This is a genomic window from Ruegeria sp. AN11 (assembly GCF_056536005.1).
In genome coordinates, this window is record NZ_JBQFJD010000001.1 from 304,646 (window position 1) to 329,695 (window position 25,050).

Consider the following 25,050-nt stretch of genomic DNA (forward strand, 5'->3'; position numbering starts at 1 on the left):
TCGGTGCGGCCATCTCGATAAGCACCTTGAAATGCAGGAGAAATCTGTGATGCCGGAAGGTCTGGTTATCCGCCCGCTTGAGTCGAAAGACAAGGAAGAGTGGCGCCGCTTGTGGACTGCCTATCTGGAGTTCTACGAGACCACCGTCCCGGAAGAAGTCTACGAGATTTCTTTCAGCAGGCTGTTGTCAACAGATACAGGTGAATACAACTGCCTCATTGCTGAACTGGACGGACAACCGGTTGGATTGGCACATTACCTGTTTCACAGGTTTATGTGGTCCGTCGAGGATACCTGCTATCTGATGGATCTGTTTGCAGACCCCGAGGTCCGAGGAAAGGGTGTCGGCCGTGCTCTGATCGAGGCCGTTTTTCAAACCGCAAAGCAGCATGGTGTTCCAACAACTTACTGGACCACTCAGGAGTTCAACTACAAGGGCCGAATGCTATACGACGAAGTGGCAAAACGAACGCCATTCATTGTCTACGAAAAAGACGAATAGTCAGCAGCGTCATTTCTGAAGGCCTTGGGCTGAGGAGGGCGGGTGTCTTTGACCACCTCGTTCAATGATCAAACCCAGCGCATTTGCTTGATTCAAGACCAGTGCCGAGATCATTCGCCCAATATTCGGCACGTTTTCTTTGCGTTACACGGCGTTCTTGCTACTGTCGGCTGACAACAAGGTCGATAGGGGGAATATGTCATGAAACGCGCCGAACTGCTTTACTCTGGAATTGATCGTCGGAGCCTGCTTTTGGGCGCGAGCGCCGCAGCCAGCCTCGCGACATTTCCCAAACGCCTCATTGCGCAAGAGCCTTTGAGTGTTGCGGGCATTTACACCGTTCCAGTTGAACAGCAATGGGTCAGCCGCATCCACATTGCGGCGGAAGCGGCGAAAGATGCGGGCCAGATAACTTATGCCTTTACCGAGAACACGGCCAATACCGACTATACCCGGGTCATGCGGGAATACGCCGAAGGCGGCGCCAAGCTGATCGTGGGCGAGATTTTCGGGGTCGAGGCAGAAGCACGGGAGGTGGTTCTGGATTACCCCGATACCGCGTTCCTGTTGGGTTCGTCTTTCCTTGAAGATCCGGCCCATCCCAATCTGGCCGTTTTCGACAACTATATTCAGGACGCTGCCTATCTTACCGGTATCATCGCCGGCGCCATGAGCGAGTCTGGCAATATCGGAATGGTTGGCGGTTTCCCGATACCAGAGGTCAATCGGCTCATGCACGCATTCATGGCAGGCGTGCGCGAAATGAAACCCGACGCGACCTTCCAGGTTTCGTTCATCGGCTCGTGGTTCGATCCGCCCAAAGCGAAAGAGACGGCTTTTGCGATGATCGAAAATGGTGCAGACGTTATGTATGCCGAACGCTTCGGCGTTTCCGATGCGGCGCAGGAGCGCGGCGTTCTGGCAATCGGCAATGTCATCGACACTCAGGCGGACTATCCGGATACGGTGGTTGCCTCGGCGCTCTGGCATTTTGAGCCTACGATGCAAGCGGCTCTCGCGGCGGTCGCCGACGGCAGCTTTACGGCGGCCAATTACGGGCTTTATTCCTACATGAAGGAAGGCGGCTGCTCGCTCGCGCCTCTGGGCACATTCGAGGGCAAGGTGCCTGCCGATGCGATGGCGCTTGTTGCTGAACGAGAGGCTGCAATTCGGGCGGGTACTTATGTTGTGGAAGTGGACGATTCAGAGCCTGTGTCCTCCTGATGTCCAAAGATAGTTCGGCGCAGGAGGTTGTCCTGCGCCTTAATGGCATCACCAAGCGATTTGGCAATTTGACGGCCAATGACTCGGTTGACGTGACGCTTCACCGGGGCGAGGTCATCGCGCTTCTTGGTGAGAACGGCGCTGGCAAGACAACGCTCATGAACATCCTGTTCGGGCACTACACTGCGGACGAAGGAACCGTAGAGGTATTTGGTCAAGTCCTGCCTGCCGGTGCAACCGGTGCAGCGCTGCGGGCCGGTGTCGGCATGGTGCACCAGCATTTCACGCTTGCCAATAACCTTACTGTTCTCGAAAATATCCTTCTGGGCACTTCTTCCCTTTGGTCGTTCGGCCGTGGCCGCCAGAAGGCGCAGTCACGCGTGATGAAACTGGCCGAAGAATTCGGGCTGGCCGTCGACCCATCGGCTAAGACAGGGCAGTTGTCGGTCGGCGAGCGGCAGCGCGTGGAAATCCTGAAGGCACTGTATCGCGATGCCCGCATCTTGATTTTGGATGAGCCGACAGCGGTGCTGACACCACAGGAAGCTGACGCTCTGTTCGAGACGCTGCGCCGCGCCGTCGATCAGGGCCTTTCCGTCATCTTTATTTCCCATAAGCTGCACGAGGTTATGGCAATCTCGGACCGGGTTCTTGTGCTGCGCCATGGCAAGCTGGTCGGGGAAACGCGTACAGACGAAACGACACCTCATGCCCTTGCTGAGCTTATGGTCGGGGAAGAGATTACCCAACCCGTTCCATCCGTGGCCAAGCCCGGTGCCGTTCTCCTAAGCTTGCGCGGTGTCTCTGCGCATCCGCCTGGGCACCGAACCGGCCTTCGAAACATCGATCTGGATCTGCGTGCAGGCCAGATAATGGGCCTTGCCGGTGTGTCCGGAAACGGGCAGGGCGCATTGGCCGATTTGCTGTCGGGCGAGGCCAGGCCAGAGAGCGGAGAGATGTGGCTTGGTCAGGAAAAGGCGCCACCCTGGTCACCTCGCGCGTCCCTTGCGGCCCGGATCGGGCGCATTCCCGAGGATCGCCACAGCACTGGCAGCATTGCAGATTTCTCGTTGACCGAAAATGCCATCCTCGAAAGCTACAGGAATCCGGGGATCAGCCGAGCAGGTTGGATGCGCTGGGCCGCGGCACAAGCCTTCGCGCAGAAGGTGATCGCGCGATACGATGTGCGTTGTCCCGGTCCGGATACGCGAATTCGTCTGCTTTCGGGCGGCAATATGCAGAAACTCATCCTCGGGCGGGTTCTTGAATCCGATCCGGAAATCATCCTCGCCAACCAGCCCGTGAGAGGGCTTGATATCGGGGCCGTGACCTACGTTCAGGAGCGTCTGATAGCAGCCAGAGATGCGGGCGCGGCGATCCTGTTGATTTCGGAAGACTTGGACGAAATCATGGGGCTTGCGGATGTGATCCGGGTGATGTCCGACGGCCGGCTCTCGCCTGAGTTTCCCCGTGGAACGATAACCCCCGCCGAGCTTGGGCGGTGGATGGCCGGGGAGGGGTTTGAACGTGCGGCTTGAACCGATTGCCAACCCGTCCCTCGCCCGATCTGTGGGATTTCCAGCGGTGGCACTGGGGCTGTCGATCGTTGTGGTATCGTTTCTCGTTCTACTTGCAGGAGCCAATCCTTTCGCCACGTTGGGACTGATACTGAAAGGAGCCGCAGGTTCGAAGTTCGCCGCGCTTGAGACCCTGAACCGGGCAACACCTTTGATCTTCACAGGTCTGGCGGTAGCCGTCGCCTTTCGCGCAAAGCTGTGGAACATCGGGGCGGAAGCACAGCTTTACATCGGCGCGCTTGTGACAGTCCTCTTCGGGACGTCGGCGTTGGGCCTGCCGGGGCCGCAACCACTGATACTGGTCGGTCTCGCCTCGATGCTAGGAGGGGCGCTGATGCTGCTGGGTCCGGTCATTCTCAAGACGCGTTTCGGCGTTGATGAAGTGGTGACGACATTGCTGCTCAACTTCATCGTGCTTCTTTTCATCTCGCTTCTGCTGGAGGGACCGCTGAAGGATCCCATGGGGATGGGGTGGCCGAAATCGCCTAGGCTGGATGCAGAAGCGCGCCTTCCTCGGATTGTCGAAGGGCTTCGTCTGCACTGGGGCTTTGCGCTGGCACTGATCTGTGCCGTGGTCGTCTGGGTGATTGAGACCCGGACCACGCTTGGCTACGAAATCCGGGCTGTGGGTCAGAACCCGACGGCTGCCCGTTTTGCGGGTATCCCTGTAAATCTTGTGCTCTTGAAAACCGCGTTTCTTTCGGGCGGGCTTGCGGCTCTGGCAGGTTTTTCGGAAGTCGCGGGGCTCAAGGGGTCCCTTACGCTGGATCTGAGTCCGGGCTTTGGCTACACAGGCATTATCGTCGCCATGCTTGCGCTACTTCACCCTCTTGGCGTCGTTCTTTCGGCGATTTTCGTAGCGGGCGTATTCGTCGGTGCCGACGGTATGAGCCGCGCCGCGAGCGTTCCCACCTATATCGCAGACCTTCTATTGGCGACCGCACTTTTGTTCATGGTCCTCGCCATCTTGCTGACGCGGTTCAGGATCGTGAGGGGCTGATGGAGATCTTCGAAATCCTCCTCTCTGCCAGTTTTTGGGCAGCTGCTGTGCGCATTGCTTCTCCGTTGATCTTTGCGACGATGGGAGAGTTGATCTGCGAACGCGCGGGGGTTCTGAACCTTGGGATCGAAGGGATCATGGTGGCCGGCGCCTTTGCCGGTTGGATGGCGGTCTATGCCGGTACCGGACTGTGGGCCGGTGTTTTCATTGCGATGCTGGCAGGTATGCTTTTCGGGCTTTTGCATGCGACGCTCACGGTACCGTTTGGGCTGTCGCAGCATGTCGTGGGGCTTGGGATTACGCTTCTGGCGACATCAGCCGCCTATTATGCGTATCGCCTGGCCCTGCCGGAAGTCTCAAGCCCCCCGCGGATCAAACCCTTTCAACCACTTGAGGTTCCGATACTGTCGAAGATACCCGTTCTGGGGCAGGCGCTGTTCAACCAAACCCCGTTAACCTATCTGGCTTTTGTTATCGTTGGCGTAACTGCCTTCGTACTGTACCGGACGCCGCTGGGACTGGCCCTTCGGGCAGCCGGAGAGAATCCCTCTGCTGTAGAGGCTCAGGGTCTGTCTGTAACCGCGCTTAGAATGGGGGCGGTCATCATGGGGTCTGGTCTGATGGCTGTCGGGGGCGCGTTCCTCACCATGTCGGCCTTTGACAGCTTTTTCTTTGAGATGGTCAACGGGCGCGGCTGGATCTGTATCGCATTGGTGGTTTTCGGTGCTTGGCGGCCAGGCAAGGCATTGTTGGGTGCGCTACTTTTCGCTGCCTTCGATGCCCTGCAAATCCGCCTGCAGCAGACGGGGCTGGGGGCCCTCGTTCCCTACCAGATCTTCTTGATGATCCCTTACATCCTTTCGATCCTTGCATTGATCCTGATGTCGCGTCGTGCCGAAGTGCCAGCGGCGCTGATGATACCCTACAACCGCGGAGAACGCTGATGGCAAGCTTCGATATTCTTGTGAAGGGCGGGCGGCTGCCCGACGGAAACGTCGCCGATATCGGAATAACAGGCGACCGTATCACGGCAATCGGGCAGTTGGACGGCGCCGAGGCTGGTGCAATCATCGACGCGACCGGCGACCTGGTCTCGCCGCCTTTTGTCGACCCCCATTTTCATTTGGATGCAACGCTTAGCTATGGCATCCCTCGGATAAACGCATCGGGTACGCTGCTGGACGGGATCGGCCTTTGGGGCGAACTCAAGCAGGTGACAACGGTCGATGAAATGGTCGACCGAGCGCTTTCATACTGCGACTGGGCGGTCTCTATGGGCCTGCTTGCGATCCGGAGCCATGTGGACACCTGCGATGACAGCCTGAAGGGCGTCGAGGCCATGTTGCATGTGCGCGAAGTCGTTCGGCCTTACCTGGATCTTCAGCTTGTCGCCTTTCCCCAAGACGGTCTGCTGCGTGACCCCACAGCCCATGCCAATACATTGCGGGCGCTCGACATGGGGGTCGATGTCGTCGGCGGTATCCCACATTTTGAGAGGACCATGGCGGATGGCGCTGCCTCGGTCCGCATCTTGTGCGAAATCGCCGCTGAACGGGGCCTTCCGGTCGACATGCATTGTGACGAAACCGACGATCCTCATTCTCGGCATATCGAAACATTGGCCTATGAAACGACGCGACTGGGATTGCAGGGGCGGGTGGCAGGGTCTCACCTGACCTCAATGCATTCCATGGACAACTACTATGTCTCAAAGCTGCTTCCTCTGATCGCCGAGGCCGAAATCAGCGCCATTCCGAACCCACTGATCAACATTATGCTTCAGGGTCGGCATGACACTTTCCCGAAACGGCGCGGGCTGACCCGGGTGAAGGAAATGCAGGCTGAAGGTATCCGAGTTGGCTGGGGGCAGGATTGTGTGCGCGACCCCTGGTATTCGCTGGGAACCGCAGACATGCTTGACGTTGCTTTCATGGGGTTGCACGTCGCTCAGATGTCGTCTCCAGAAGATATGAGGCGGTGTTTTGACATGGTCACGGTTGAAAATGCTGCAATCCTCGGACTTGAAGACTATGGCCTTTACGAGGGCGCCATGGCCTCGCTTTTGGTTCTGGACGCCGGGGACCCCATTGAAGCTGTCCGCCTGAGACCTGACCGGTTGGTGGTGATCTCAAAGGGAAATGTGGTTTCCAAAAAGCAACGTAACGATAGCCGCCTCGCCCTTCCTGATCGGCCGAAAAGCGTGCGTAGGCGGCACTAGGGTTTCTGTGACGGTCTCGTCATGATTTTTCTTTGAAGGGTCGGGGGCTTTCGTAGCCTCACTCAATGGTTTTACGATTGGACTGGACGAACTATAGCCCGGTCTAGTCTGCGTTCTGTTTTGCGTACAAGCTACTGTTAATAAATAAAAAGTGGAAACGCGACATTTGCGTGAATCCCGTTTTGAAACCACTATCTGGATCGATGAACCGTAGCTGAAAATCATGAAATAGCTGGGTGTGCCTTGACCCGTTTACCAAGGCGGACCGCAGGAAATGCTGGCGAACAGGGTCTCTGACCTCATTGATCTTTGTCAATATTGGCAAGGGTCAGAAGTGGTACAATCGGCGATAACAAAGGGGGTTCCCATGGAAGACTTAGTCCAAATTGGAAGAGCATTCGTTCAGGCCATGCGTGATCGCAGGGGGCTTATAAGCGTTGACGAAATGTACGCCGAAAACGCCCAGTCGATTGAGGCGGTTGTGCCGCCGGTTCGACAGTTTCGTATCACAAAGGGCCGGGACGCCATCAAGGGAAAGAGAGAGGATTGGCTGGCAGCGCATGAATTCCACGAACTCGATGTAGACGGACCCTATGTGCATCCACCCAACCGCTTTGCAGTGCGATTTAGTGCCGAAGTAACCCAGAAGGCCACAGGAAAACGTATGACCCTGAGCGAGATCGCCGTCTATTCTGTGGCAGAAGGCAAGATCGTAATGGAAGAGTTCTTCATGTTGCCGAAGTAGGAAGAACAACCATCATCTAAGTGGCTGCTTTTGTTGGGTTTGTGCGCTCGGCGAGTTTCCTGCCCGCAGTGACATCCTGGAGGGAGATCCGGAATGCAACGCAGAACTTCGACGTATTTCATTGGCGCGGATACTAGCGATGTATCGATACTTGAATGCGCCGATGCTGCCCAACGTCAGCGCGGCCATTTGACTTGCCTTCTGATCGCGGCGCTACCGAACCTGCCTTACTTGAAGTACGGATCCAGCAAATTCGTCGAGGCGGGTTTGCCTGCAAACTGGTTGGATCAATTGGAAGAGAAAAAGGCGACCTTAAAGTCCCGTGCGCGTGAAGTTGAAGCACTGCTTGCGCGCTCGGGCGCATCGGCGAGCGTCACGGTTTTCATGGGTTCCGGTGCGGACTTTAAGACTCTGGCGGCGCGCCAATCGTACTGCTGTGATGTCGCATACCTGGACCCGGAACTGCGCAATGACCCCGAAGTGTTTCACGAGGTTTGCCATGGCGTCTTGTTCCATTCGCCAGTCGCCATGATGATCAACGGAGACCCATATACCCAACGCGAGCGCATTTTTCTGGCGTGGAACGATAGTCTTGCTGCATCCAGAGCGGCCCATTTGGCTTTACCCTATTTTCTGGAAGCCAAGGAAGTTGTGATTGGTTGTTTCGATCCGCCGTTAGCACATGACCCGGAAAGTCAGGACCCCGGTACGGACATCGCCGCATGGCTCAGACACCACGGCTGTAGCGTGACCGTAGCGCATTTCCCGAGCGGCGGACTACCGATCGAACAGTGCATACAGGAACGTGCGAAGGAGGCCGGCTCTGACCTTATTGTTATGGGCGCTTACGGGCAGTCATACCTACGCGAGTCGATTTTTGGTGGAACTACAAGGGCCATGCTGCAACAAACCGGTCTTCCGGTTCTATTTGCGCACTGACTGACGCAAGTGGACGTCCAGTGTTTGTCTGGGTTCGATGGTCAGGTCCAAACACTATGAAAGAATGGGTTCAGTGTATTGAGTTAGGAATTGTCTGATATTGTCCGGTAGTTCCCATCCAGAAACCCCTTCACAATCGACGTGAGTTCGTCCCAGTCTGTGAATTCCCGCACGCCATCTCTCGGATCGATTTTCCGACCCAACAAGACGACGTGTTTAACGATCTCTTTCTCAAAATATCCGTAGCTGTCGGGTCTCACCGCGCCTGCGACCAATGCTGACGCATCTGGTTCGAAACTCGTTCGCAACAACATCTCGGTGAGGTAGTCGCGGGCTTCCTCGCGCCCCGATGCAAAGGCCGCCTTTAGACCCACAGAAAGCACGAGTGTTTTTCGTTTCACCAACTCGTCTTTAAACGACGCGATGAAAGCTTCGAATGAGGCAGGGTGTCGACGTTCGTGAACAGGAGCCAACAGAACAACGCGATCCACATCGTCCAGTTTTACCTGACCGGGAAGTTGATCGGTATTGATCAGTCTTGTGTCAAAGCCGGATTTCTTCGCGACATTGCTGATAAAATGCGCAATTTTGGCCGTCTGGCCCTCAACAGTGGCAAAGACGATAAGTACTGTCATTCCGATCCTCCCACAAATCGGTCTGAGAAGCGTTTCAAGTATTATGAATTGGCGTGAGTTCGCCTTTGATCTTAATCAAAGGCGCAAGTTGAGGCTGGCGATTCCAATACATTGAACGTGTTTCTGAAATTTGCATGACGACGCCTTACGCGGGGAAGAATTTCTGCTGTGATGGCTGGTCTTCTCTGCACTACCCAGTGGACGTCCGCGCTATCTCAGGGCAAATAATAAGATTGCGACGCAAACAGTAACATTGATGGACCACACTGCCAGTTTGACCCGTCGGCGCGCGGACAGGTTTCTAAACGGATCAATCATAGTCAAACCTTTCAGACAGAACCCGATGCGAAGGTGTTCCCCGGGCAACAAGGTGATCTTCGACAGTGTCCATCATGGCAGTGGGGCCGCAGAGTACGAAAAGCCAGTTGTCATAATGTTCTGAAGAAAGCGTTCGGTCCAAGAGGGCGCCGTCGATCCAACCTGTTTCACCGCTCCAGTTCTTCGGGGGCTCGGATAGAACAAATACAGTATCTTCCCTGGTCAGTTCTTCCCGATAAACAATCTGCTCCTCGATCCGGTTTCCATAGATGAGCTTGATATCGCGTCGCTCTGCGCTCAGACGAACTTGGCGCAGTATGCTGAGCAAAGGGGCGATGCCGACACCACCTGCGATAAGAACAATGCCTTGTTCAGCGCGTTTGCCGACCGAAAGGTTCCCGTGGGGGCCATCGAGATAGGCCAGCGTATCCGGCGCGATCTGCCCGAGACTGCCTGTGAAATCCCCAAGCTCTTTTATCACGAATGAAACTTCAGGACCTTCACCCGGTGCCGAGCTAATCGAAAACGGGTTCTCGCGCTGTGAAAAGACGTTGTGCCCCACATTGAGCCAGGCAAACTGCCCCGCTTCAAAGCTGAGGCCCTGGTGACCGACCGGTTTGAGGCGCAATTCCCATTGCTTCGGTGTCAGACGAGTGACCGAGGAAACACGCCACGGTTTCCGCATCTTAAACAAGGGGCGGGCGAAATAGACATAAAGCAGAGTACCAACGACAATGCCGGTCATTGCGAACCACAGATATGTCAGTGACGGATGCCCACCGTAGCGACCTGCATAGATTGTGTGATGAAGAAGCAAACCGGCCAATGCCAGAGCTCCGAGACCGTGCAAAAGACGCCATGTTTCGTATTTGTTTCCAAGGCTTTTTCGGGCGACCGCCGAGGCGACCAGAACGACGACTAGGAAATAGGCAGCGACGCCCGAGGCCAGCGCCGGAAAGTCTGTCGTAATCGTCAGTTGGCGCGATACGTCCCACGGGCGATGTCCGCCAGAAGGCGTGCCCTGGTAAAGAAGCGGGTGTATCAACGCAAAAACGAGTGCCGCTCGCGCCATCAGCTGATGCATGCGCATGGTCACATCCATACCCACACCGGAAGAAATGAACCTGAAGCGCCCGGAGAGCAGGAACTCCACCAGAATGATCGAAAGTCCAATCATTCCCAGCCCTGATGCGAGTTCTTGGTGAAAAGATCGCGGTGGCCAGCCAAGTGACCAGGAAAAGCCCAACGGCGCCAAGATCAGCAGAACATAGATCAGCGCCAGATAGGGCCATTTCATATGGTTTTGCTCCACTGCGCCAGAGTTGGGACATTCCCGCTGTCTCAAGGGGCTAGGCTAGGCGAGCCCCGGTTGGCGATCAAGCTTCCTGTGATCGGATGTTTTCCCGTCCGGAACGCTATGCCTGTTGGAGTGCTGTCATGTTCCGAAATGGTGGCAGAAGACTGGCCGGTCCGAACGGCCAGGCGGGAAAAAGATGCGAGCATTCCCTTGCGCAAGATCAAGGTTCTTGACCGGGGTTTCTGCGATAATACGGCGTCCGTATAGCCGGACAAAAGGAGGAGATTTAGAAATGCTTGAAGACAAAAAGTCCCCGCAACTTTTCAGCGGAACGCATCCGCTCTCCGACAACTTTCGACGTGAAATGGAAACCCTGATGTCGCGGTTCTTAGGAGGCGGCTCTCCGTTTTTACCGCTGGAAACGGCTGCGCAGCGCACGGGTCTGCCATCTCTTGATATGTCCGGCGCAATTTCCCCGGCCATTGATGTTCAAGAGACGGATACGGCAATTGTTCTGACGGCGGAATTGCCCGGTCTGGAAGAAGACGATGTTGAAATCGAAATCAAGGATCGCCGCCTCACCCTGCGAGGCCAGAAGAAGATCACACATGATGAGACGGGCGACCTGCGTGTCAGCGAAAGAAGCTATGGCAGCTTTTCACGGGCAATGACGCTGCCGGACACTGTTGATGTCGAGAATATCTCGGCCACCTTCGACAAGGGCGTTCTGAGCATCAACATGCCGAAAACCGAACCTCGGGATCCCAGCCGCAAGATCAAGGTTTCATCCAAATAGGTGGCATTTCGGCTGGGGCTTGAAACTGAAGGCCGATCATCGGTCGGCCTTCTTTGATTTGCAATCCAAGGAGTGTGCGGTTTGGTGAACCTGCTGGCACGGATTTGATGCTAAACTGACAGAGAAATCCAATCCTTCCTAGCGCCCAAAACGAAGCAATAGGTTTTGTACAGCCGTGTGCTAAAGTACCTCTGCTTGGCCTTTGAAAAGGGGGCTAAATTGCGGAACTCAGACGCGGCTGACACAAGCTCATCGCCGTGCCCCGACGAGGGGGGCGTGCGTGCCCTCCTTGAAAATTTGACCGGACCGTCGCGCGGGAACGTGAGCTGGTTGGCCGACAATGCCCTTACTGTTTCGGTTGGTGAAAGCCGGGCGTTGAGTCTTCGCCCCAAAGACGACATGCCTCCGCACGACAACGATATCGCAACTCTTCAGTGGGCGGACGGTGGCTATTCAATAACTGCGTCGTCTGGGCGTAATGTCTGGGTGAATGGGCGCAAAATATCGTCCGCGAGTCTCGGGCACGGCGACATGATCGAGTTCGGCGAAAAGGGCCCAATGTCCCGGTACAGGTTATGTAGCAAAACCTACCCGGCGCGTCATACGGTCGAAGAAATCCTAAGTGACGCCTACGCTTACGCCCGAACAAGCCGGCGGCCGTTTGCCAAAAGGATGTCCGGCGCGCTGCGCGACAGCAGTCGTCGGCTAGCGTCTCAGACGACAGTTCTGTTCAGGATCACGGTCGTCGCTGCACTTCTGCTGATCGCGGGCCTTGTGTTTCTGCTTTATCAAAACGATCAAAGGCTGGCGGACAGTATCCAACAGGAATCTCGCAAAATCGAAGCGGTTGCGGTGATGCTTGCGCAGACACGTGAAAATGCGCTGACCCCGGACGATCTGGCCTCGTTGCGGGATGCCTTTGAAAACCAAGTCACGTCGACCGAGCAGCGTCTCGGAACCCTTGAACAGCGAGCAGGCGCATCGACACGGGTAATTACCGCCTCATCTAGTTCTGTCGCATTCATTCAGGGTGCCTACGGGTTGCGTCATCTGGAAAGCGGGAAGCTCTTGCGGCACATGTTGGGGCCGGACGGAGAAAACCTGAAAACCCCGTTTGGGCAGCCCTGGATCGAACCGGACGGCACGGGCGAACCAGCTGAATTCCAGTTCACGGGAACCGGTTTTCTGCTGGAAGGTGTTCCGCTTATGGCCACCAATCGCCATGTTGCCTTGCCGTGGACGTCCCGCGACCGGGTGGACGCTTTGAAAAGTGCGGGGTTGGAAGCGGAAATGCTGAGGCTGCTGGCCTATTTGCCAGGTCAACCGGATCCGATTGAGGCCAAGTTGGAGAAGTTCAGCGAAACGGCCGATGTCGCGCTTTTGTCAGTAGCTCCTGATCGGGTTCAGGGGCTGGGCGTGCCGTTGGCGGATGAACCGCCAAACGCAGGCGAAGAAGTCTACCTGTTGGGATATCCGACGGGCTTGAAGGCGCTGATTGCGCAGGCGGGGCCGGGCTTTCTTCAAACGCTGGAGAAGGAAGGTTCGGTTAATTTCTGGTCCGTAGCTTCCCGATTGTCCGAGCAAAGCAAGATTCATCCGCTGGCCAGCCGGGGGATCGTTGCCAGAGCAAGCCCAGGTTCCATCGTTTACGACGCCGAAACCACAACCGGCGGAAGCGGAGGACCCGCCTTGAACCGGCGAGGTGAGGTAGTCGCCATCAACGCCGCGATCCTGCCTGAGTTTGGCGGCTCCAACATTGGCGTTCCGGTTGCGCACCTCAAAGAACTGTTGAGCGAGGCAGAAGGCCTGTAGTCAGTCGCTTGTTCGGAAGCGGGACTTCTGTACAAGGAAAACCGCCGCCAGCGGGACCGTGACAGTGATCAGGGCGGCTGCAATCAGCAGATACCCGAGTTGGCTGTAGTCGGCAGTCGAGGTAACGACACCCGTTTCCGGATTGGTCACCGCGCGTGTAACGACGAATGTTTGGTTCAGGTATTTTGTTCCGAGACTGGCCGCCGACAACGCCATGTTGGTGAACGATGCCATCACCGCAAAAAAGGTCGCTTTCAGTTGGACCGGGGCGTTGCGTGCGATCCAGGCCAGCAACGGGACCATGGCAATTTGCCCAAGAGGCGATTCAACAGCCGTGTCGAGAATGGCAATGAATCTGGCGTCGACAACTCCGCCTGTACGCGCTGCCGTCCATTCGTGAACGCCGTAGTAAAGGGCAAGGTTTGGAAGAGAGAGCAGACCAGCCGCGATCGTAAGCACCACCACCACGTGGGCGATTGAGCGTTTCGCCATGAATGGCCGCAGGACGATCAATCCAAGCAATGCCAGCAAGGACGTCAGCAGAGCCAGGATTGCCAAAAACTGCTCGTCGAACCCCAATTCGTCAATTTCAAACCACGTCAGTCCCGGCCCCGGCAGAGGAACTGCACGGAACACGAAAATGATTATTGCCGTACCGACCAGGGCTTTCGCCTGGGCGGGTTCCAGTTCTTTCTGAAGACGGGACATGAGGTACAGGATCACCGTGAGAGAAACGGTAAACACCACCTCTTGTGCGAACTCGAATTCCGCGGTTCCCAACACTATGCTGAACACAACAAACGCGAAGCCACCCAGCAATATGGACCATTTGACCTCGGTCACCTCATCCGGGGTATGCAGTGGGTGACCCTGACGAAGCCGCTGACGTTGTATCAGTGAGTGCAGCACCACACCGCTGACGGACAGCACAGGGATGATCAACGCAATCAGGTAAACCTGGCCGTAGAGAGCAAGCCGGTCAGATTTTTGCAGATCTTCCGTTCCTGAGAATATCCAGATGTTGACGGCCGCAACCGCTGCAAACCCTGAGATGATCGAAACTCTGCCCAAGGTCTGCATTGTCGTGTGCTGGGCGCGGGTTTCTTCAGGCGTAAACGCAAGGCCGTCCTGGTCGACCTTGGGAACCGCCTCGACCGTCATGGCGTCGGCGACAACATCCTGAATGGCATAGCCGGAAGGCGCCAGAAGCAGGGCGACAACATACCAGTCTTCCAGCGGCATGACGCCGGCCATCCGAGTGGGCGCGGTCACAAGCCCGTACATTGTGAGCAGGGAAAGGGTAATCAGGGACGCGCCAAACAGGATCAACAGGGATTTCCAGCGCCAGAACAGATCCACGATGTGGCCCAGCGGCATTTTGAGAATCCAGGGAAGACCGGCCCAAAATGCCAGACCTGCGACAAAAGACGCTGATAAATCGAGGTAATCCTTCAGAAAAAAAGCACCGACAACCGAGGTCAAACCGGAGACGCCAGCCGCGAAGTAGACCATCAAAGGCGGCAGGTAGGACCATTGCAACTGCTGAGCCAGATCCACAAAGGTTCTGTGCCACCAATCTGAGAGCTGCGTTCCTGTCGAAGATCGGTCAGTGGTCATATGCCAACCTGGAATTGCTGATGGCCCGTTTGCCTTTGCATTTAGTTAGAGAAATCCAGCTCCGAAAAGCAATGCACTGGTGATCACGCCAAGGATCGGAACGAAAAGAGGCACCCGGAAGTGTTCTTCAGACCCGTTCGGTTTCACCTTCAGAAGGATCAGCGAGACATTGACGAGGACAAAAACCCCCAGAACAATCTGTGATGTGCGCTCCGCCAAGATCCCAATCGGTACGGTTTGGGTCAGAAGAAGGATTGTTGCGACAACGAGCAGTGTGGCAACCACAGGCGTCTGGGTTGCTTTAGGCACAATGGCCAAGGCTTTCGGCAAATGGTCCCTGTCAGCCAGCCCATAGATCACCCGCGATGCCATGATCATCTGGATCAGGACTCCATTAACAGTCGCCACGATCGCAACTGCAGAAAAACCCTGTTTGATCACCTCGGGGGCATTTGCAAAAACAAGTGCAAGCGGCGCAGCAGACGCTGATAGAACATCAATCGGGACAACCAGCAGCACCGTCAGCGATGTTCCAAGATACAGTACCGTCGCCAGTATGAGCGTCAGCAAAATTGCTTTCGGGATGGTACGAACAGGGTCAATTACTTCTTCGGCGACATTTGCCATGTCCTCAAAACCGACAAATGCAAAAAAAGCGAGAAGAGATGCAGCGAAGATGCCTCGCCACGCTTCAAGCTCAAGTGGAGGGAGCATGGAGCTGACATTATATCCCTGCGGGTCCTGAACCGACATGCCCCAGCCGATCACAAAGAGAAGCCCCGCAATCTCGATGATCGTGATGGCCGCAGCAACAAGCACCGATTCTGTAATCCCCCACAGCGCGATAAGCCCCATAATCAACACAACGCTGACAGTCAGAAGCGGTATTGCCAGACCCGTTAATGCGTGAAGATAGGAGGCTGCGCCTATCGCGACGGCAGAGGCCGAGATAACGCCCGAGGCCGCAACCGCCAGACCGACCAGCATTGCCATCCAGTTTTTCTGAAATCCCGCCTCGACATAGGCTGCCTCTCCTGCGCTGACCGGAAATCGCGTTGCGAGTTCTGCATATGAAAGTGCGGTCAGCGAGACGACGAGTGCTGCTACGACAAACGAAAATGCGGCATACGGGCCGGCTATGTCCGCCGTCGCGCCGACGAGCACATAAATTCCTGCTCCGACCGTTACGCCCAGGCCATAAAGCGTAAGCAACGGTGCTGTAAGGGCCCGTTTGAGTTTCTGTTCTGGCGGTTCAACGGTGCTCATCAGAGTTTATACCGAATGTCTTGCTGGCACGTCGCCAGCGGTGTCGTTGTTGTCACCGTCCGCATTTGGCGGTGCGGCCAGGTCTTGCGATCCAATTCGCGCCGTATTCCTTGCGTCTCAACGTTCAGGCTCTTTGGCGGCTTGTGAACAAAGAGGGGGCTCGCCACCACTCCTGCCGAGCCCCCGTGTGGAACGTCCACGCTATTCAAATTCCGCTCACTGTCATGTTTGCTTGGGGACAGGTCAGTGAACGTAGATCATGATTAATATTCGTATTTCACTATATGAAGGTTGCAAGTGCATTGATCTGTGTCAATCGGTACGTTCTGCGGGCCTCGTTTGGTTGCTTTGGAAAAGACAGTGATCTCCAGTGACTTTAGAGTTGATATGGTGCTTTGGTTGTGAAGTTCTGGAAATGTGAGGTGCCATTGGTGGCGGTCGCCAAACGTCGAAATTACCGGCCAGCACGAAACAGAATGCTTTCGTTGAATCCCGTCTTAGTCACAGGTTCCAAAAAGATTTGACTGATGGATCAGTCGAGCCGATTGTGCCAATAAAACAGGTTTGTTAACGTCGTCCCTGCGCCAGGGAGGGCGCATGTACCTACATGTTGGACTATTCGCATAACGGCTGGCTTGTGGCGGCATCGCTTGCCGTGGCATTGATGGCCGGTTTTACCGGGCTCTATCTGACGCATGGAGCCTCAAAGCTGAACGACCAAAGACGCAAGTTCATCGTCGCTCTGGCTGCGATCATACTGGGTGGCGGCATCTGGTCCATGCACTTTGTGGCAATGCTGGGTTTGCAACTGCCAATTCTGTTTTATTACGACGCGCTGATCACATTGATTTCAGCTTTGGTGGCAATTCTGATGGTCGGTCTGGCCCTGCTGCTTTTGCATTTCCGTCCCCGGACAGTGCAAACAATGATCGGCGCCGGTGTCATCGTCGGCCTTGGAATTGTGGTAATGCATTACGTGGGCATGTCAGGGATGCAGCTTTGCCGCCCAGTCTACAATGCTTGGGATGTGGCAATTGCAACGCTTGCGTCGGTTGTGCTCTCCGTTGCCGCCATTTGGGTTGCGTACGACAATCGAACCCAGCGCAATATCCTGCTGGGCACGGCCTGTTTTGGCCTGGCTGTATTCACGATGCACTTCGTGGCAACCGGCCTGACCGACTTTGTCGCGACGGACAACGCAGGCGGAGCCGGACCGGCCCTGAACAATCAGGTCCTGGCGATGGGTGTGACTGTTTCGGTGTTTCTGATTTGTGGTGCCTTTCTGCTGACCGGCATTTCGTTTGTCGGCCCCGAGACGGCCACCGGCGCTGCGCCTTCTGTGGAACCCGAACCGGAACCGGCGCCGGTCGTACCGCGTGCAGGTGTTCCGTACGAGCGGGACGGCCAAACCTTCTTTGCCCAACCCGGAAAAATAGCCGCAATCCGGGCCGAGGGGCATTACACCGTGCTGTATATGGATGCCGATAAGCTTTTCTGCCCCTGGTCGATTACCGAGGCCGAAAGCCGGCTAAAACCAGATGGTTTCCTGCGGGCGCATCGTAGCTATCTTGTCAATCCCGAACATGTCTCAAGCTTTGAGAGGCACAAGGACAACGGCACCTGCTACTTCGACGGGGTTGACGCGTTGGCCAAGGTTCCGGTCAGCCGATCCCGCCTGACGGACATTCGCGAGGCGCTGGGCCTTTAGTCGCAACTCGTGCAGCTAATTCGCGTTTCGTGAAACAAGCTGCGCGCCCCGTTTCCACCCGCTGGAATGGCTGCCCCCAGTGTTCTTTCCTTCCCCGCAGGTCCCCCAAGGCATACCGCTCGGACCCAGGGAGGAAAAACATGATACCAGCCGGTTTTGAGTATCACCGGCCAGGCGACATCGCCTCGGCCATTGGCATCTTACAGGAACACGGAGATGAGGCGCGTGTGATCGCAGGCGGCCACAGCCTGATCCCGATGATGAAGCTTCGCATGGCCGAAATGGGCCATCTGGTTGATCTGCAGGCCATTGATGAACTGAAAGGCATCGAGATCGGGGCTGATACCGTCTCGCTGGGCGCGATGGTCACTCAGCATGAGTTGATCACGCATGACGGTCTGGCATCGGCCGTTCCCTTGATCCGCGAGGCCGCGTTGCAGATCGCTGATCCTCAGGTGCGTTATATGGGTACCGTTGGCGGCAACGTCGCAAACGGTGATCCGGGTAATGACATGCCGGGCCTGATGCAGTGTCTGAACGCGACGTTCGAACTGTCTGGTCCTGATGGCAACCGCAGCGTGGCAGCCCGCGATTTCTATGAGGCTGCCTATTTTACCGCGCGCGAGGATGAGGAAATCCTGACCCGGATTTCGATCCCGGTACCGGGTGCGGGCGTCGGACAGGCGTATGAAAAGCAGAAGCGCAAGATCGGCGATTACGCGACCGCTGCGGCCGCGGTGATGGTTGGCAACGGCCAGGCCTCGGTCGCTATGACCAATCTGGCGGATACGCCCATCTGGTCTGAGGCGGCCAGTAGAGCGTTGGCCGGCGGCGACGTCGACGGCTGCGTCGCAGCAATGCTCGAAGCGATTGATCCAGTGGCTGACAATCGCGGCCCCGTCGAATTCAAGAAACACGTGGCCGCCGTGATGCTGCGCCGCGCCATAGACCGTGCGCAAAGCCGCGCGGGCTGAGGGAGGAACACTTATGTCGAAAATGCACGTCAAACTCACCGTGAACGGCAAGCAGGTCGAAGGTCTGGCCGAGCCGCGCACGCTGCTGATCCACTTCCTGCGGGAAGATCTGAAAATCACCGGTCCTCATATCGGGTGCGAGACTAGTCATTGCGGTGCCTGCACCGTGGATATCGATGGCAAGTCCGTCAAATCCTGCACCACCTTTGTGGCGCAGGTGAACGGCGCCGATATCACCACTGTCGAAGGGTTGACCAATGACGATGGCAGCCTTGGTGTTCTGCAAGAGATGTTCCGGGAACATCACGGGCTGCAATGCGGATTCTGCACGCCGGGCATGATTACCCGCGCGCATCGCTTGCTGCAGGAAAACCCGAACCCGACTGAGGAAGAAATTCGATTCGGTATGGCTGGGAACCTGTGCCGTTGCACCGGGTATCAGAACATCGTCAAGGCGATCTCGGCCTCGGCTGACATGCTGAACGCTCAGAAGGAGGCCGCGGAATGAACGATCAAACCATGACCCCCGAAGAACGCGCCGCCAATCTCAAAGGGATGGGCTGCGCCCGAAAGCGCGTCGAGGATGTGCGCTTTACCCAAGGCAAGGGCAACTACGTCGATGACATCAAGCTGGACGGGATGCTGTTCGGCGCATTCGTCCGTTCGCCTTACGCCCACGCCCGCGTTGTCAGTGTAAACAAAGACGCCGCGATGGCCGTGCCCGGTGTTGTTGCTGTGTTGACGGCCGAGGATCTGGCTCCGCTAGGCTTGCATTGGATGCCGACGCTGGCAGGTGACAAGCAGATGGTGTTGGCCGATGGCAAGGTTCTGTTCCAGGGCCAGGAAGTCGCTTATGTCGTCGCCGAAAACCGCTATATCGCGGCGGATGCGGCTGAGCTGGTCGAGGTTGACTACGAAGAACTGCCCGTTCTGACCGACCCGTTCGAGGCGCTGAAATCGGACGTTGTCCTACGTGAAGACCTTGCGGGTCAGACCGAGGGCGCACACGGACCGCGCAAGCATCACAACCACATCTTCACCTGGGAACAGGGCGACAAGGACGCGACCGAAGCCGTTCTGGGAGAGGCCGATGTCGTGGCCGAAGAAATGGTCTATTACCACCGCACCCATCCCTGTCCGTTGGAGACCTGCGGCTGTGTGGCGTCGATGGACAAGGTAAACGGCAAGCTGACGCTGTATGGCACCTTCCAGGCCCCCCACGCGATCCGAACCGTTGTGTCGCTGATCTCGGGTCTGGCCGAGCACAACATTCGCGTGATCAGCCCTGATATCGGTGGTGGCTTTGGCAACAAGGTTGGCGCTTATGCGGGCTATGTCTGCTCGGTCGTTGCCTCGATTGTCACCGGCCAGCCGGTAAAATGGGTCGAGAACCGGATGGAAAACCTGATGTCCACCGCCTTTGCCCGCGATTATTGGATGCAGGGCAAGATCGCTGCGACCAAGGATGGCAAGATCACTGGCCTGTGGTGTCACACCACGGCGGATCATGGCGGGTTCGACGCCTGCGCCGACCCGACCAAATTCCCGGCCGGTTTCATGAACATCTGCACCGGGTCGTATGACATCCCCACCGCTTATCTGGCTGTGGATGGTGTCTACACCAACAAGGCACCGGGTGGTGTCGCCTATCGCTGTTCGTTCCGGGTGACCGAGGCCGCCTATTTCATCGAACGGATGATCGAGGTTCTGGCCATCAAGCTGAACATGGACGCGGCTGAACTGCGCCGGATCAACTTTATCCGCAAAGATCAGTTCCCGTATCAATCGGCGCTCGGCTGGGAGTATGACTCGGGCGATTACCACACCGCTTGGGATAAGGCATTGAAGGCCGTGGGCTACGAAGACCTGCGCGCCGAACAGGCGCAGCGGATTGAGGACTTCAAATCGGGCAAGACCCGCAAGTTGTTGGGTATTGGGCTGACGCACTTCACTGAAATCGTAGGCGCGGGACCGGTGAAGAACTGCGATATTCTCGGGCTCGGCATGTTCGATTCCTGCGAAATTCGAATCCACCCGACTGGGTCGGCCATCGCGCGGTTGGGGACGATCAGTCAGGGTCAGGGCCATGCCACGACCTTTGCCCAGATCATCGCCAGTGAGATCGGCTTGCCTGCCGACGATATCACGCTGGAGGAAGGTGACACGGACACCGCGCCTTATGGACTTGGCACCTATGGCTCTCGATCCACGCCTGTGGCGGGTGCAGCGACGGCAATGGCTGCACGTAAAATCCGTGCCAAAGCGCAGATGATCGCCGCCTACCTGTTGGAAGTCCATGACGACGACGTTGAATGGGACGTGGATCGGTTCTCAGTCAAAGGCGCGCCCGAGCGGTTCAAGACCATGAAGGAAATCGCCTTTGCCGCCTACAATAAGGCGATCCCAGGACTGGAACCCGGTCTTGAGGCCGTCAGCTACTATGACCCGCCGAACATGACCTATCCGTTCGGAGCTTATATCTGCGTCATGGAGATCGACGTGGATACAGGCGAATGGGACGTTCGGCAATTCTATGCGCTGGACGATTGCGGCACCCGGATCAACCCGATGATCATCGAAGGTCAGGTCCACGGTGGCGTGACCGAGGCGCTGGCCATCGCGATGGGTCAGGAAATCGCCTATGATGAGATGGGCAATGTGAAGACCGGTACTCTGATGGACTTCTTCCTGCCCACGGCATGGGAGACGCCCAATTACACCACTGATCACACGGTGACGCCATCTCCGCATCACCCGATTGGTGCCAAGGGCGTGGGCGAGAGCCCCAATGTGGGCGGCGTGCCCGCGTTCTCGAACGCGGTGCATGATGCATTCCGCCCATTTGGCCTTGTTCAGAGCCATATGCCGCATGACCACTGGCGTATCTGGAAGATCGCCAACGGTCTGGGAATGCACGGCTAACAGGAAAAGCCGCCGCGCTACATCCCAACGCGGCGGCAATCCGGGAGAATGGCATGAGCTTGCAGGACATACAGCAAGGCCTCGCCGAGGTGGGCTATGTTGCCGACGACCGGTTGGCGATGGCACTGCATCTGGCGCAGACGCTTGGGCGTCCACTGCTGCTGGAAGGCCCGGCTGGGGTCGGCAAAACCGAGGTCGCCAAGGCGCTGGCAGCACAGCGCGCGGCGCGGTTGATACGGTTGCAGTGCTATGAAGGGCTGGATGCCAGCCACGCGATTTATGAGTGGAATTACCAGCGCCAGTTGCTGGCCATTCGTGCAAGCGAAGCACAGGGCGGAACCAGCGAGGCCCAGCTATTTACTGATGACTATCTGCTGAAGCGACCATTGCTGGAAGCAATCAGCGAAGAAGTGCCACCTGTTCTGCTGATCGATGAAATCGACCGCGCGGATGAGGAGTTTGAGGCCTATCTGCTGGAAATCTTATCCGACTTTCAGATCACCATTCCGGAACTCGGAACGATCAAGGCGCGTTCGCGGCCTATTGTGATCCTGACTGCGAATGGGACTCGGGACTTGTCGGACGCGCTGCGGCGTCGGTGCCTGTACAGCTTCCTCGATTACCCATCGCGTGAAACGGAAATGGCTATCCTGAAAGCCCGCATGCCCGAAGTCGAAGGGCTATTGGCGCGCCAGATTGTTGGCGTGGTGCAGGCGCTGCGCAAAGAAGACTTGGAGAAGACTCCCGGTATTGCCGAAATGTTGGACTGGGCGGCGGCCCTTTCGGGGCTGGGTGTAAATGACATGGCGCAATCCCGCGAAGAGGTTCAGGCGACGCTTGTCTGCCTTCTAAAAACTGCCGCCGACTATGACGCTGCCCCGCCCGAAGTGATGGATCGCCTGATAGGAAAGGTGGCGTGATGCAAGTCACCCGGTTCCCCACTCGCGCATCTGGTTTGGCGGATCGCATGTCCGGCTTCATCGCACATCTGCGTATGAACGGAATGCGTGTGGGACCGGCTGAAACGGGGGACGCATTGGCCGCGCTGGCGGCGGTTGAGGCAACGGATATCAGACAGGCCCAGCGGGCGCTTTGCGTGTTACTGGCCGGCGACGCCGACGATTGGCGGCGCTTCGATGACCTGTTCGAAGCCTATTGGTTCAATGCAGGAAAGCAGCGCGCGGGAACAGCCCAAACGGCGCATGTGCGGGTTCAATCCGCCAAGCCGATGATCTGGCAGCAGGAAAGCCAGGCTGCTCAGGAAACGGAAACCGGCACGGATCAGGCTACTGCGCCTGATCCCGGCGACGGGGAGGCCGTGGGGAGGAACGGGAAGCTGATTGCAACCCGTACGGCCAACCTGTCGCGTCAGGATTTGCGCGAGCTGATGGACGAAGACGCGCTGCGGCAAGCGGAACTGGCCGCAACTGCCATCGCGCGCGCCATCCGCGACCGCCGCTCGCGCCGGCGGAAACAAGCGCTGCGCGGCCCATCGCTTGATATGCGCCGGATCCAACGCGCCAGCCTTGCAAGGGGCGGAGAACCGATGGACCTGTATCGCCGCGCTCGTCCACCACGCCCGATGCGGATTGTGGCCTTGTGTGACGTAAGCGGTTCGATGACGGTTTATTCGCGGGTTTTTCTGGCCTTCCTCAAAGGTCTGATCGGCAGTGGCACAGAGGCGGACGCCTATCTCTTCCATACCCGTCTGATGCGCGTCACGGATGCGCTGCGCGACCACGACTCCTTGCGCGCGGCCGGGCGGCTGTCGTTGATGGCCGAAGGGTTTGGCGGCGGCACGGATATCTCGGGCAGTCTTGAGCATTTTCTGAATGGATACGGCGCGCGGTCTTTGAACGGGCGGACCATCGCGCTGATCTTGTCCGATGGATATTGCAGTTCCGACCCGCAGGCGCTGGGCGATGCGCTGGCGCGCATCCGACGTAAAGCGCGGCGGATCGTATGGCTGAACCCCTTGAAAGGCTGGCGTGACTATCAGCCGATTGCTGCCGCGATGCAGGCGGCGGAACCCTATCTGGATGCACATTTGCCAGCCAACACGCTGGAAGCGCTGGCGGCGTTGGAACCGCAGTTTCGTAAGCTGTGAAAGGAGTCTGAAATGGCTAACTTCGACATATTCGACACGATTGAACAGCTGCGCAAAACCGGTGAGGCCTTTTGTGTGGCAACGGTCCTGCGCACGGCGGATGCAACGTCCGCAAAGGCCGGAGGAAAAGCTGCGATCACCAAAGACGGACGCCTTCTTGGACATCTCGGAGGGGCTTGCGTGCAGCGCGCCGTCCGAACCTCGGCCCGGACGGCGCTGACCACCGGTGAGCCGCAGATGATCCGTGTCAAACCTTCGAACAAGGTGGTGAGCATGACAGATCCCGACGGAGTGCAGACCTTCAAAAGCGGCTGCCCCTCGGGCGGCACTGTCGATCTGTTGGTCGAGCCGTATCAGCACACCCCGCGTCTGGTGATCTTTGGGACGTCTCCGATTGCCACAGCGCTGGCAGCGCATGGGGCGCTGGCCGGCTTTCGCATCTGCCTTGGTGACGAGGCAGAAACAGACGGCGACTACGATAGGTTTACGCTGGAAACCATCGACCATTTGGACATCGAATCGCAGGATTTCGTTGTTGTTGCCTCGCAGGGTCGCGGAGACGCTGACGCCCTGAAAGCGGCGCTGCAAACCGAGGCGGCCCATGTCTCCATGGTGGCCAGCCGCCGAAAGGCTGATGCGCTTACGGCAAAACTCATCGCTCAAGGTTTGGCGCCGGAGCGCGCGGCGCAGCTCAAATCCCCGGCCGGGCTGGATATCCATGCGATCGATCCGCATGAAATCGCCCTGTCGATCCTGGCCGAGATCGTGCTGTGGCGAAACACGAACAAATCCAGAGAGGCATCTGATGATGAAAAACGTGCTTAATCGCCTGCGGCGTTTGTGGCTGGTGCGCCCGGACGTAACGCCGGAAGAGGCTACCGAGACCGCACTTCTGGTCTATCCAAGATGTTGTTGAACAAAGGAAACATGAATGGAACTCAGTGACGAAATCCACATTGCCACCCCGCGCGACGTCGTTTACCGCGCTTTGAACGATCCGGATGTCCTGCGCGAGTGCATTCCCGGCTGCGAGGAGTTGATCCAGCATTCGCCAGAGCACCTTGAGGCCAAGGTTGTCCTCAAGATCGGCCCGGTCAAAGCGCGGTTCTCGGGTGAGGTGACGCTGAATACTTCAAATGCACCTGAAGGTTTTTCCCTGACCGGGGAAGGCAAAGGCGGCGCGGCCGGGTTTGCCAAAGGTGGTGCCGACGTAACGCTTACCTCAAATGGGGATGAGACCATTCTTGCATACACCGCTAAAGTTGAAGTCGGCGGAAAGATTGCGCAATTGGGTAGTCGATTGATTGCTGGCACCGCGAAAAAGCTCTCGGGCAAGTTCTTTACGCGTTTTGGCGAGATCGTCTCGGAGCAATCGGTTTCTTAGAACCAGTAT

The 25,050-nt window shown here is 57.1% G+C and carries 22 protein-coding genes; 18 read left to right on the forward strand and 4 right to left on the reverse strand.

The features are described from left to right. The first annotated feature begins 31 nt into the window (after positions 1-31). From ACR3EQ_RS01535 to ACR3EQ_RS01570, 8 genes are all read left to right on the forward strand, one after another. On the forward strand, positions 32-502 hold the full coding sequence (locus tag ACR3EQ_RS01535; RefSeq protein WP_480489621.1) for an N-acetyltransferase family protein: 471 nt from the start codon (positions 32-34) through the stop codon (positions 500-502). Between the two features lie 201 nt (positions 503-703). Continuing rightward, the gene (locus ACR3EQ_RS01540; RefSeq protein WP_480441254.1) at positions 704-1,726 is read left to right on the forward strand and encodes a BMP family protein; all 1,023 of its coding nucleotides are present in this window, start codon (positions 704-706) and stop codon (positions 1,724-1,726) included. After that, positions 1,726-3,264, forward strand: a complete 1,539-nt coding sequence (locus tag ACR3EQ_RS01545) for an ABC transporter ATP-binding protein (protein WP_480489622.1) — start codon at positions 1,726-1,728, stop codon at positions 3,262-3,264. Before ACR3EQ_RS01540 ends, ACR3EQ_RS01545 begins: the two co-directional genes overlap by 1 nt. Next, the gene (locus tag ACR3EQ_RS01550; protein WP_480489623.1) at positions 3,254-4,303 is read left to right on the forward strand and encodes an ABC transporter permease; all 1,050 of its coding nucleotides are present in this window, start codon (positions 3,254-3,256) and stop codon (positions 4,301-4,303) included. The genes ACR3EQ_RS01545 and ACR3EQ_RS01550 overlap by 11 nt, the downstream gene beginning before the upstream one ends. After that, positions 4,303-5,247, forward strand: a complete 945-nt coding sequence (locus ACR3EQ_RS01555) for an ABC transporter permease (RefSeq protein ID WP_480489624.1) — start codon at positions 4,303-4,305, stop codon at positions 5,245-5,247. The genes ACR3EQ_RS01550 and ACR3EQ_RS01555 overlap by 1 nt, the downstream gene beginning before the upstream one ends. After that, positions 5,247-6,521, forward strand: a complete 1,275-nt coding sequence (locus tag ACR3EQ_RS01560; RefSeq protein ID WP_170614556.1) for an amidohydrolase family protein — start codon at positions 5,247-5,249, stop codon at positions 6,519-6,521. Before ACR3EQ_RS01555 ends, ACR3EQ_RS01560 begins: the two co-directional genes overlap by 1 nt. A gap of 367 nt (positions 6,522-6,888) precedes the next feature. Beyond that, positions 6,889-7,266 carry a nuclear transport factor 2 family protein gene (locus ACR3EQ_RS01565; RefSeq protein ID WP_170614557.1) on the forward strand — a complete coding sequence of 126 codons (378 nt, stop codon included), beginning with the start codon at positions 6,889-6,891 and terminating at the stop codon, positions 7,264-7,266. A 93-nt stretch (positions 7,267-7,359) separates the two neighbouring features. Continuing rightward, positions 7,360-8,205, forward strand: coding sequence for a universal stress protein (locus ACR3EQ_RS01570; protein ID WP_170614558.1), 846 nt, complete (start codon positions 7,360-7,362; stop codon positions 8,203-8,205). 83 nt (positions 8,206-8,288) lie between these two features. On the opposite strand, the gene ACR3EQ_RS01575 is transcribed toward ACR3EQ_RS01570, so the two are convergent. Together ACR3EQ_RS01575 and ACR3EQ_RS01580 are read right to left on the reverse strand one after the other, a co-directional pair. Continuing rightward, on the reverse strand, positions 8,289-8,840 hold the full coding sequence (locus ACR3EQ_RS01575) for a flavodoxin domain-containing protein (protein ID WP_170614559.1): 552 nt from the start codon (positions 8,838-8,840) through the stop codon (positions 8,289-8,291). Between the two features lie 310 nt (positions 8,841-9,150). Continuing rightward, on the reverse strand, positions 9,151-10,455 hold the full coding sequence (locus tag ACR3EQ_RS01580) for a ferredoxin reductase family protein (protein WP_480489625.1): 1,305 nt from the start codon (positions 10,453-10,455) through the stop codon (positions 9,151-9,153). A 292-nt stretch (positions 10,456-10,747) separates the two neighbouring features. Here ACR3EQ_RS01580 and ACR3EQ_RS01585 point away from each other — a divergent pair, with 292 nt between their 5' ends. Both ACR3EQ_RS01585 and ACR3EQ_RS01590 read left to right on the forward strand, forming a co-directional pair. Next, positions 10,748-11,251, forward strand: coding sequence for an Hsp20/alpha crystallin family protein (locus ACR3EQ_RS01585; protein ID WP_480489626.1), 504 nt, complete (start codon positions 10,748-10,750; stop codon positions 11,249-11,251). A gap of 276 nt (positions 11,252-11,527) precedes the next feature. Next, positions 11,528-13,063 carry a trypsin-like peptidase domain-containing protein gene (locus ACR3EQ_RS01590; protein ID WP_480489627.1) on the forward strand — a complete coding sequence of 512 codons (1,536 nt, stop codon included), beginning with the start codon at positions 11,528-11,530 and terminating at the stop codon, positions 13,061-13,063. On the opposite strand, the gene ACR3EQ_RS01595 is transcribed toward ACR3EQ_RS01590, so the two are convergent. After that, the gene (locus ACR3EQ_RS01595; RefSeq protein ID WP_480489628.1) at positions 13,064-14,680 is read right to left on the reverse strand and encodes an MFS transporter; all 1,617 of its coding nucleotides are present in this window, start codon (positions 14,678-14,680) and stop codon (positions 13,064-13,066) included. Positions 14,681-14,725: 45 nt separating this feature from the next. Next, the gene (locus ACR3EQ_RS01600; protein WP_170614564.1) at positions 14,726-15,946 is read right to left on the reverse strand and encodes an amino acid permease; all 1,221 of its coding nucleotides are present in this window, start codon (positions 15,944-15,946) and stop codon (positions 14,726-14,728) included. 607 nt (positions 15,947-16,553) lie between these two features. Between ACR3EQ_RS01600 and ACR3EQ_RS01605 the strand changes: the two genes are divergently transcribed. The 8 genes from ACR3EQ_RS01605 (at position 16,554) to ACR3EQ_RS01640 (ending at position 25,041) form a co-directional block, all read left to right on the forward strand. After that, on the forward strand, positions 16,554-17,654 hold the full coding sequence (locus ACR3EQ_RS01605) for an MHYT domain-containing protein (RefSeq protein WP_170614565.1): 1,101 nt from the start codon (positions 16,554-16,556) through the stop codon (positions 17,652-17,654). A gap of 140 nt (positions 17,655-17,794) precedes the next feature. Beyond that, positions 17,795-18,628, forward strand: a complete 834-nt coding sequence (locus tag ACR3EQ_RS01610; RefSeq protein WP_170614566.1) for an FAD binding domain-containing protein — start codon at positions 17,795-17,797, stop codon at positions 18,626-18,628. A gap of 13 nt (positions 18,629-18,641) precedes the next feature. Continuing rightward, entirely contained in the window at positions 18,642-19,136 is a 495-nt protein-coding gene (locus tag ACR3EQ_RS01615) for a (2Fe-2S)-binding protein (protein WP_093963851.1), read from the forward strand. Next, positions 19,133-21,550, forward strand: a complete 2,418-nt coding sequence (locus ACR3EQ_RS01620) for an aerobic carbon-monoxide dehydrogenase large subunit (RefSeq protein WP_170614567.1) — start codon at positions 19,133-19,135, stop codon at positions 21,548-21,550. The genes ACR3EQ_RS01615 and ACR3EQ_RS01620 overlap by 4 nt, the downstream gene beginning before the upstream one ends. Positions 21,551-21,603: 53 nt before the next feature. After that, positions 21,604-22,470 (forward strand): AAA family ATPase, encoded by an 867-nt coding sequence (locus ACR3EQ_RS01625; RefSeq protein ID WP_170614568.1) that lies wholly within the window; start codon positions 21,604-21,606, stop codon positions 22,468-22,470. After that, positions 22,470-23,657 carry a VWA domain-containing protein gene (locus tag ACR3EQ_RS01630; protein WP_170614675.1) on the forward strand — a complete coding sequence of 396 codons (1,188 nt, stop codon included), beginning with the start codon at positions 22,470-22,472 and terminating at the stop codon, positions 23,655-23,657. The genes ACR3EQ_RS01625 and ACR3EQ_RS01630 overlap by 1 nt, the downstream gene beginning before the upstream one ends. A gap of 12 nt (positions 23,658-23,669) precedes the next feature. After that, entirely contained in the window at positions 23,670-24,482 is an 813-nt protein-coding gene (locus tag ACR3EQ_RS01635; RefSeq protein WP_170614569.1) for an XdhC family protein, read from the forward strand. A gap of 106 nt (positions 24,483-24,588) precedes the next feature. After that, entirely contained in the window at positions 24,589-25,041 is a 453-nt protein-coding gene (locus tag ACR3EQ_RS01640) for an SRPBCC family protein (protein WP_170614570.1), read from the forward strand. The last annotated feature ends 9 nt before the right edge of the window (positions 25,042-25,050 follow it).

What these genes read in the sequence shown, in the direction of transcription:
- ACR3EQ_RS01535 (WP_480489621.1), top strand. Translation starts at nt 32, where the DNA reads ATGCAGGAGAAATCTGTGATGCCGGAAGGTCTGGTTATCCGCCCGCTT.
- ACR3EQ_RS01540 (WP_480441254.1), top strand. Translation starts at nt 704, where the DNA reads ATGAAACGCGCCGAACTGCTTTACTCTGGAATTGATCGTCGGAGCCTG.
- ACR3EQ_RS01545 (WP_480489622.1), top strand. Translation starts at nt 1,726, where the DNA reads ATGTCCAAAGATAGTTCGGCGCAGGAGGTTGTCCTGCGCCTTAATGGC.
- ACR3EQ_RS01555 (WP_480489624.1), top strand. Translation starts at nt 4,303, where the DNA reads ATGGAGATCTTCGAAATCCTCCTCTCTGCCAGTTTTTGGGCAGCTGCT.
- ACR3EQ_RS01560 (WP_170614556.1), top strand. Translation starts at nt 5,247, where the DNA reads ATGGCAAGCTTCGATATTCTTGTGAAGGGCGGGCGGCTGCCCGACGGA.
- ACR3EQ_RS01565 (WP_170614557.1), top strand. Translation starts at nt 6,889, where the DNA reads ATGGAAGACTTAGTCCAAATTGGAAGAGCATTCGTTCAGGCCATGCGT.
- ACR3EQ_RS01570 (WP_170614558.1), top strand. Translation starts at nt 7,360, where the DNA reads ATGCAACGCAGAACTTCGACGTATTTCATTGGCGCGGATACTAGCGAT.
- ACR3EQ_RS01575 (WP_170614559.1), bottom strand. Translation starts at nt 8,840, where the DNA reads ATGACAGTACTTATCGTCTTTGCCACTGTTGAGGGCCAGACGGCCAAA.
- ACR3EQ_RS01580 (WP_480489625.1), bottom strand. Translation starts at nt 10,455, where the DNA reads ATGAAATGGCCCTATCTGGCGCTGATCTATGTTCTGCTGATCTTGGCG.
- ACR3EQ_RS01585 (WP_480489626.1), top strand. Translation starts at nt 10,748, where the DNA reads ATGCTTGAAGACAAAAAGTCCCCGCAACTTTTCAGCGGAACGCATCCG.
- ACR3EQ_RS01595 (WP_480489628.1), bottom strand. Translation starts at nt 14,680, where the DNA reads ATGACCACTGACCGATCTTCGACAGGAACGCAGCTCTCAGATTGGTGG.
- ACR3EQ_RS01600 (WP_170614564.1), bottom strand. Translation starts at nt 15,946, where the DNA reads ATGAGCACCGTTGAACCGCCAGAACAGAAACTCAAACGGGCCCTTACA.
- ACR3EQ_RS01605 (WP_170614565.1), top strand. Translation starts at nt 16,554, where the DNA reads ATGTTGGACTATTCGCATAACGGCTGGCTTGTGGCGGCATCGCTTGCC.
- ACR3EQ_RS01610 (WP_170614566.1), top strand. Translation starts at nt 17,795, where the DNA reads ATGATACCAGCCGGTTTTGAGTATCACCGGCCAGGCGACATCGCCTCG.
- ACR3EQ_RS01615 (WP_093963851.1), top strand. Translation starts at nt 18,642, where the DNA reads ATGTCGAAAATGCACGTCAAACTCACCGTGAACGGCAAGCAGGTCGAA.
- ACR3EQ_RS01620 (WP_170614567.1), top strand. Translation starts at nt 19,133, where the DNA reads ATGAACGATCAAACCATGACCCCCGAAGAACGCGCCGCCAATCTCAAA.
- ACR3EQ_RS01625 (WP_170614568.1), top strand. Translation starts at nt 21,604, where the DNA reads ATGAGCTTGCAGGACATACAGCAAGGCCTCGCCGAGGTGGGCTATGTT.
- ACR3EQ_RS01630 (WP_170614675.1), top strand. Translation starts at nt 22,470, where the DNA reads ATGCAAGTCACCCGGTTCCCCACTCGCGCATCTGGTTTGGCGGATCGC.
- ACR3EQ_RS01635 (WP_170614569.1), top strand. Translation starts at nt 23,670, where the DNA reads ATGGCTAACTTCGACATATTCGACACGATTGAACAGCTGCGCAAAACC.
- ACR3EQ_RS01640 (WP_170614570.1), top strand. Translation starts at nt 24,589, where the DNA reads ATGGAACTCAGTGACGAAATCCACATTGCCACCCCGCGCGACGTCGTT.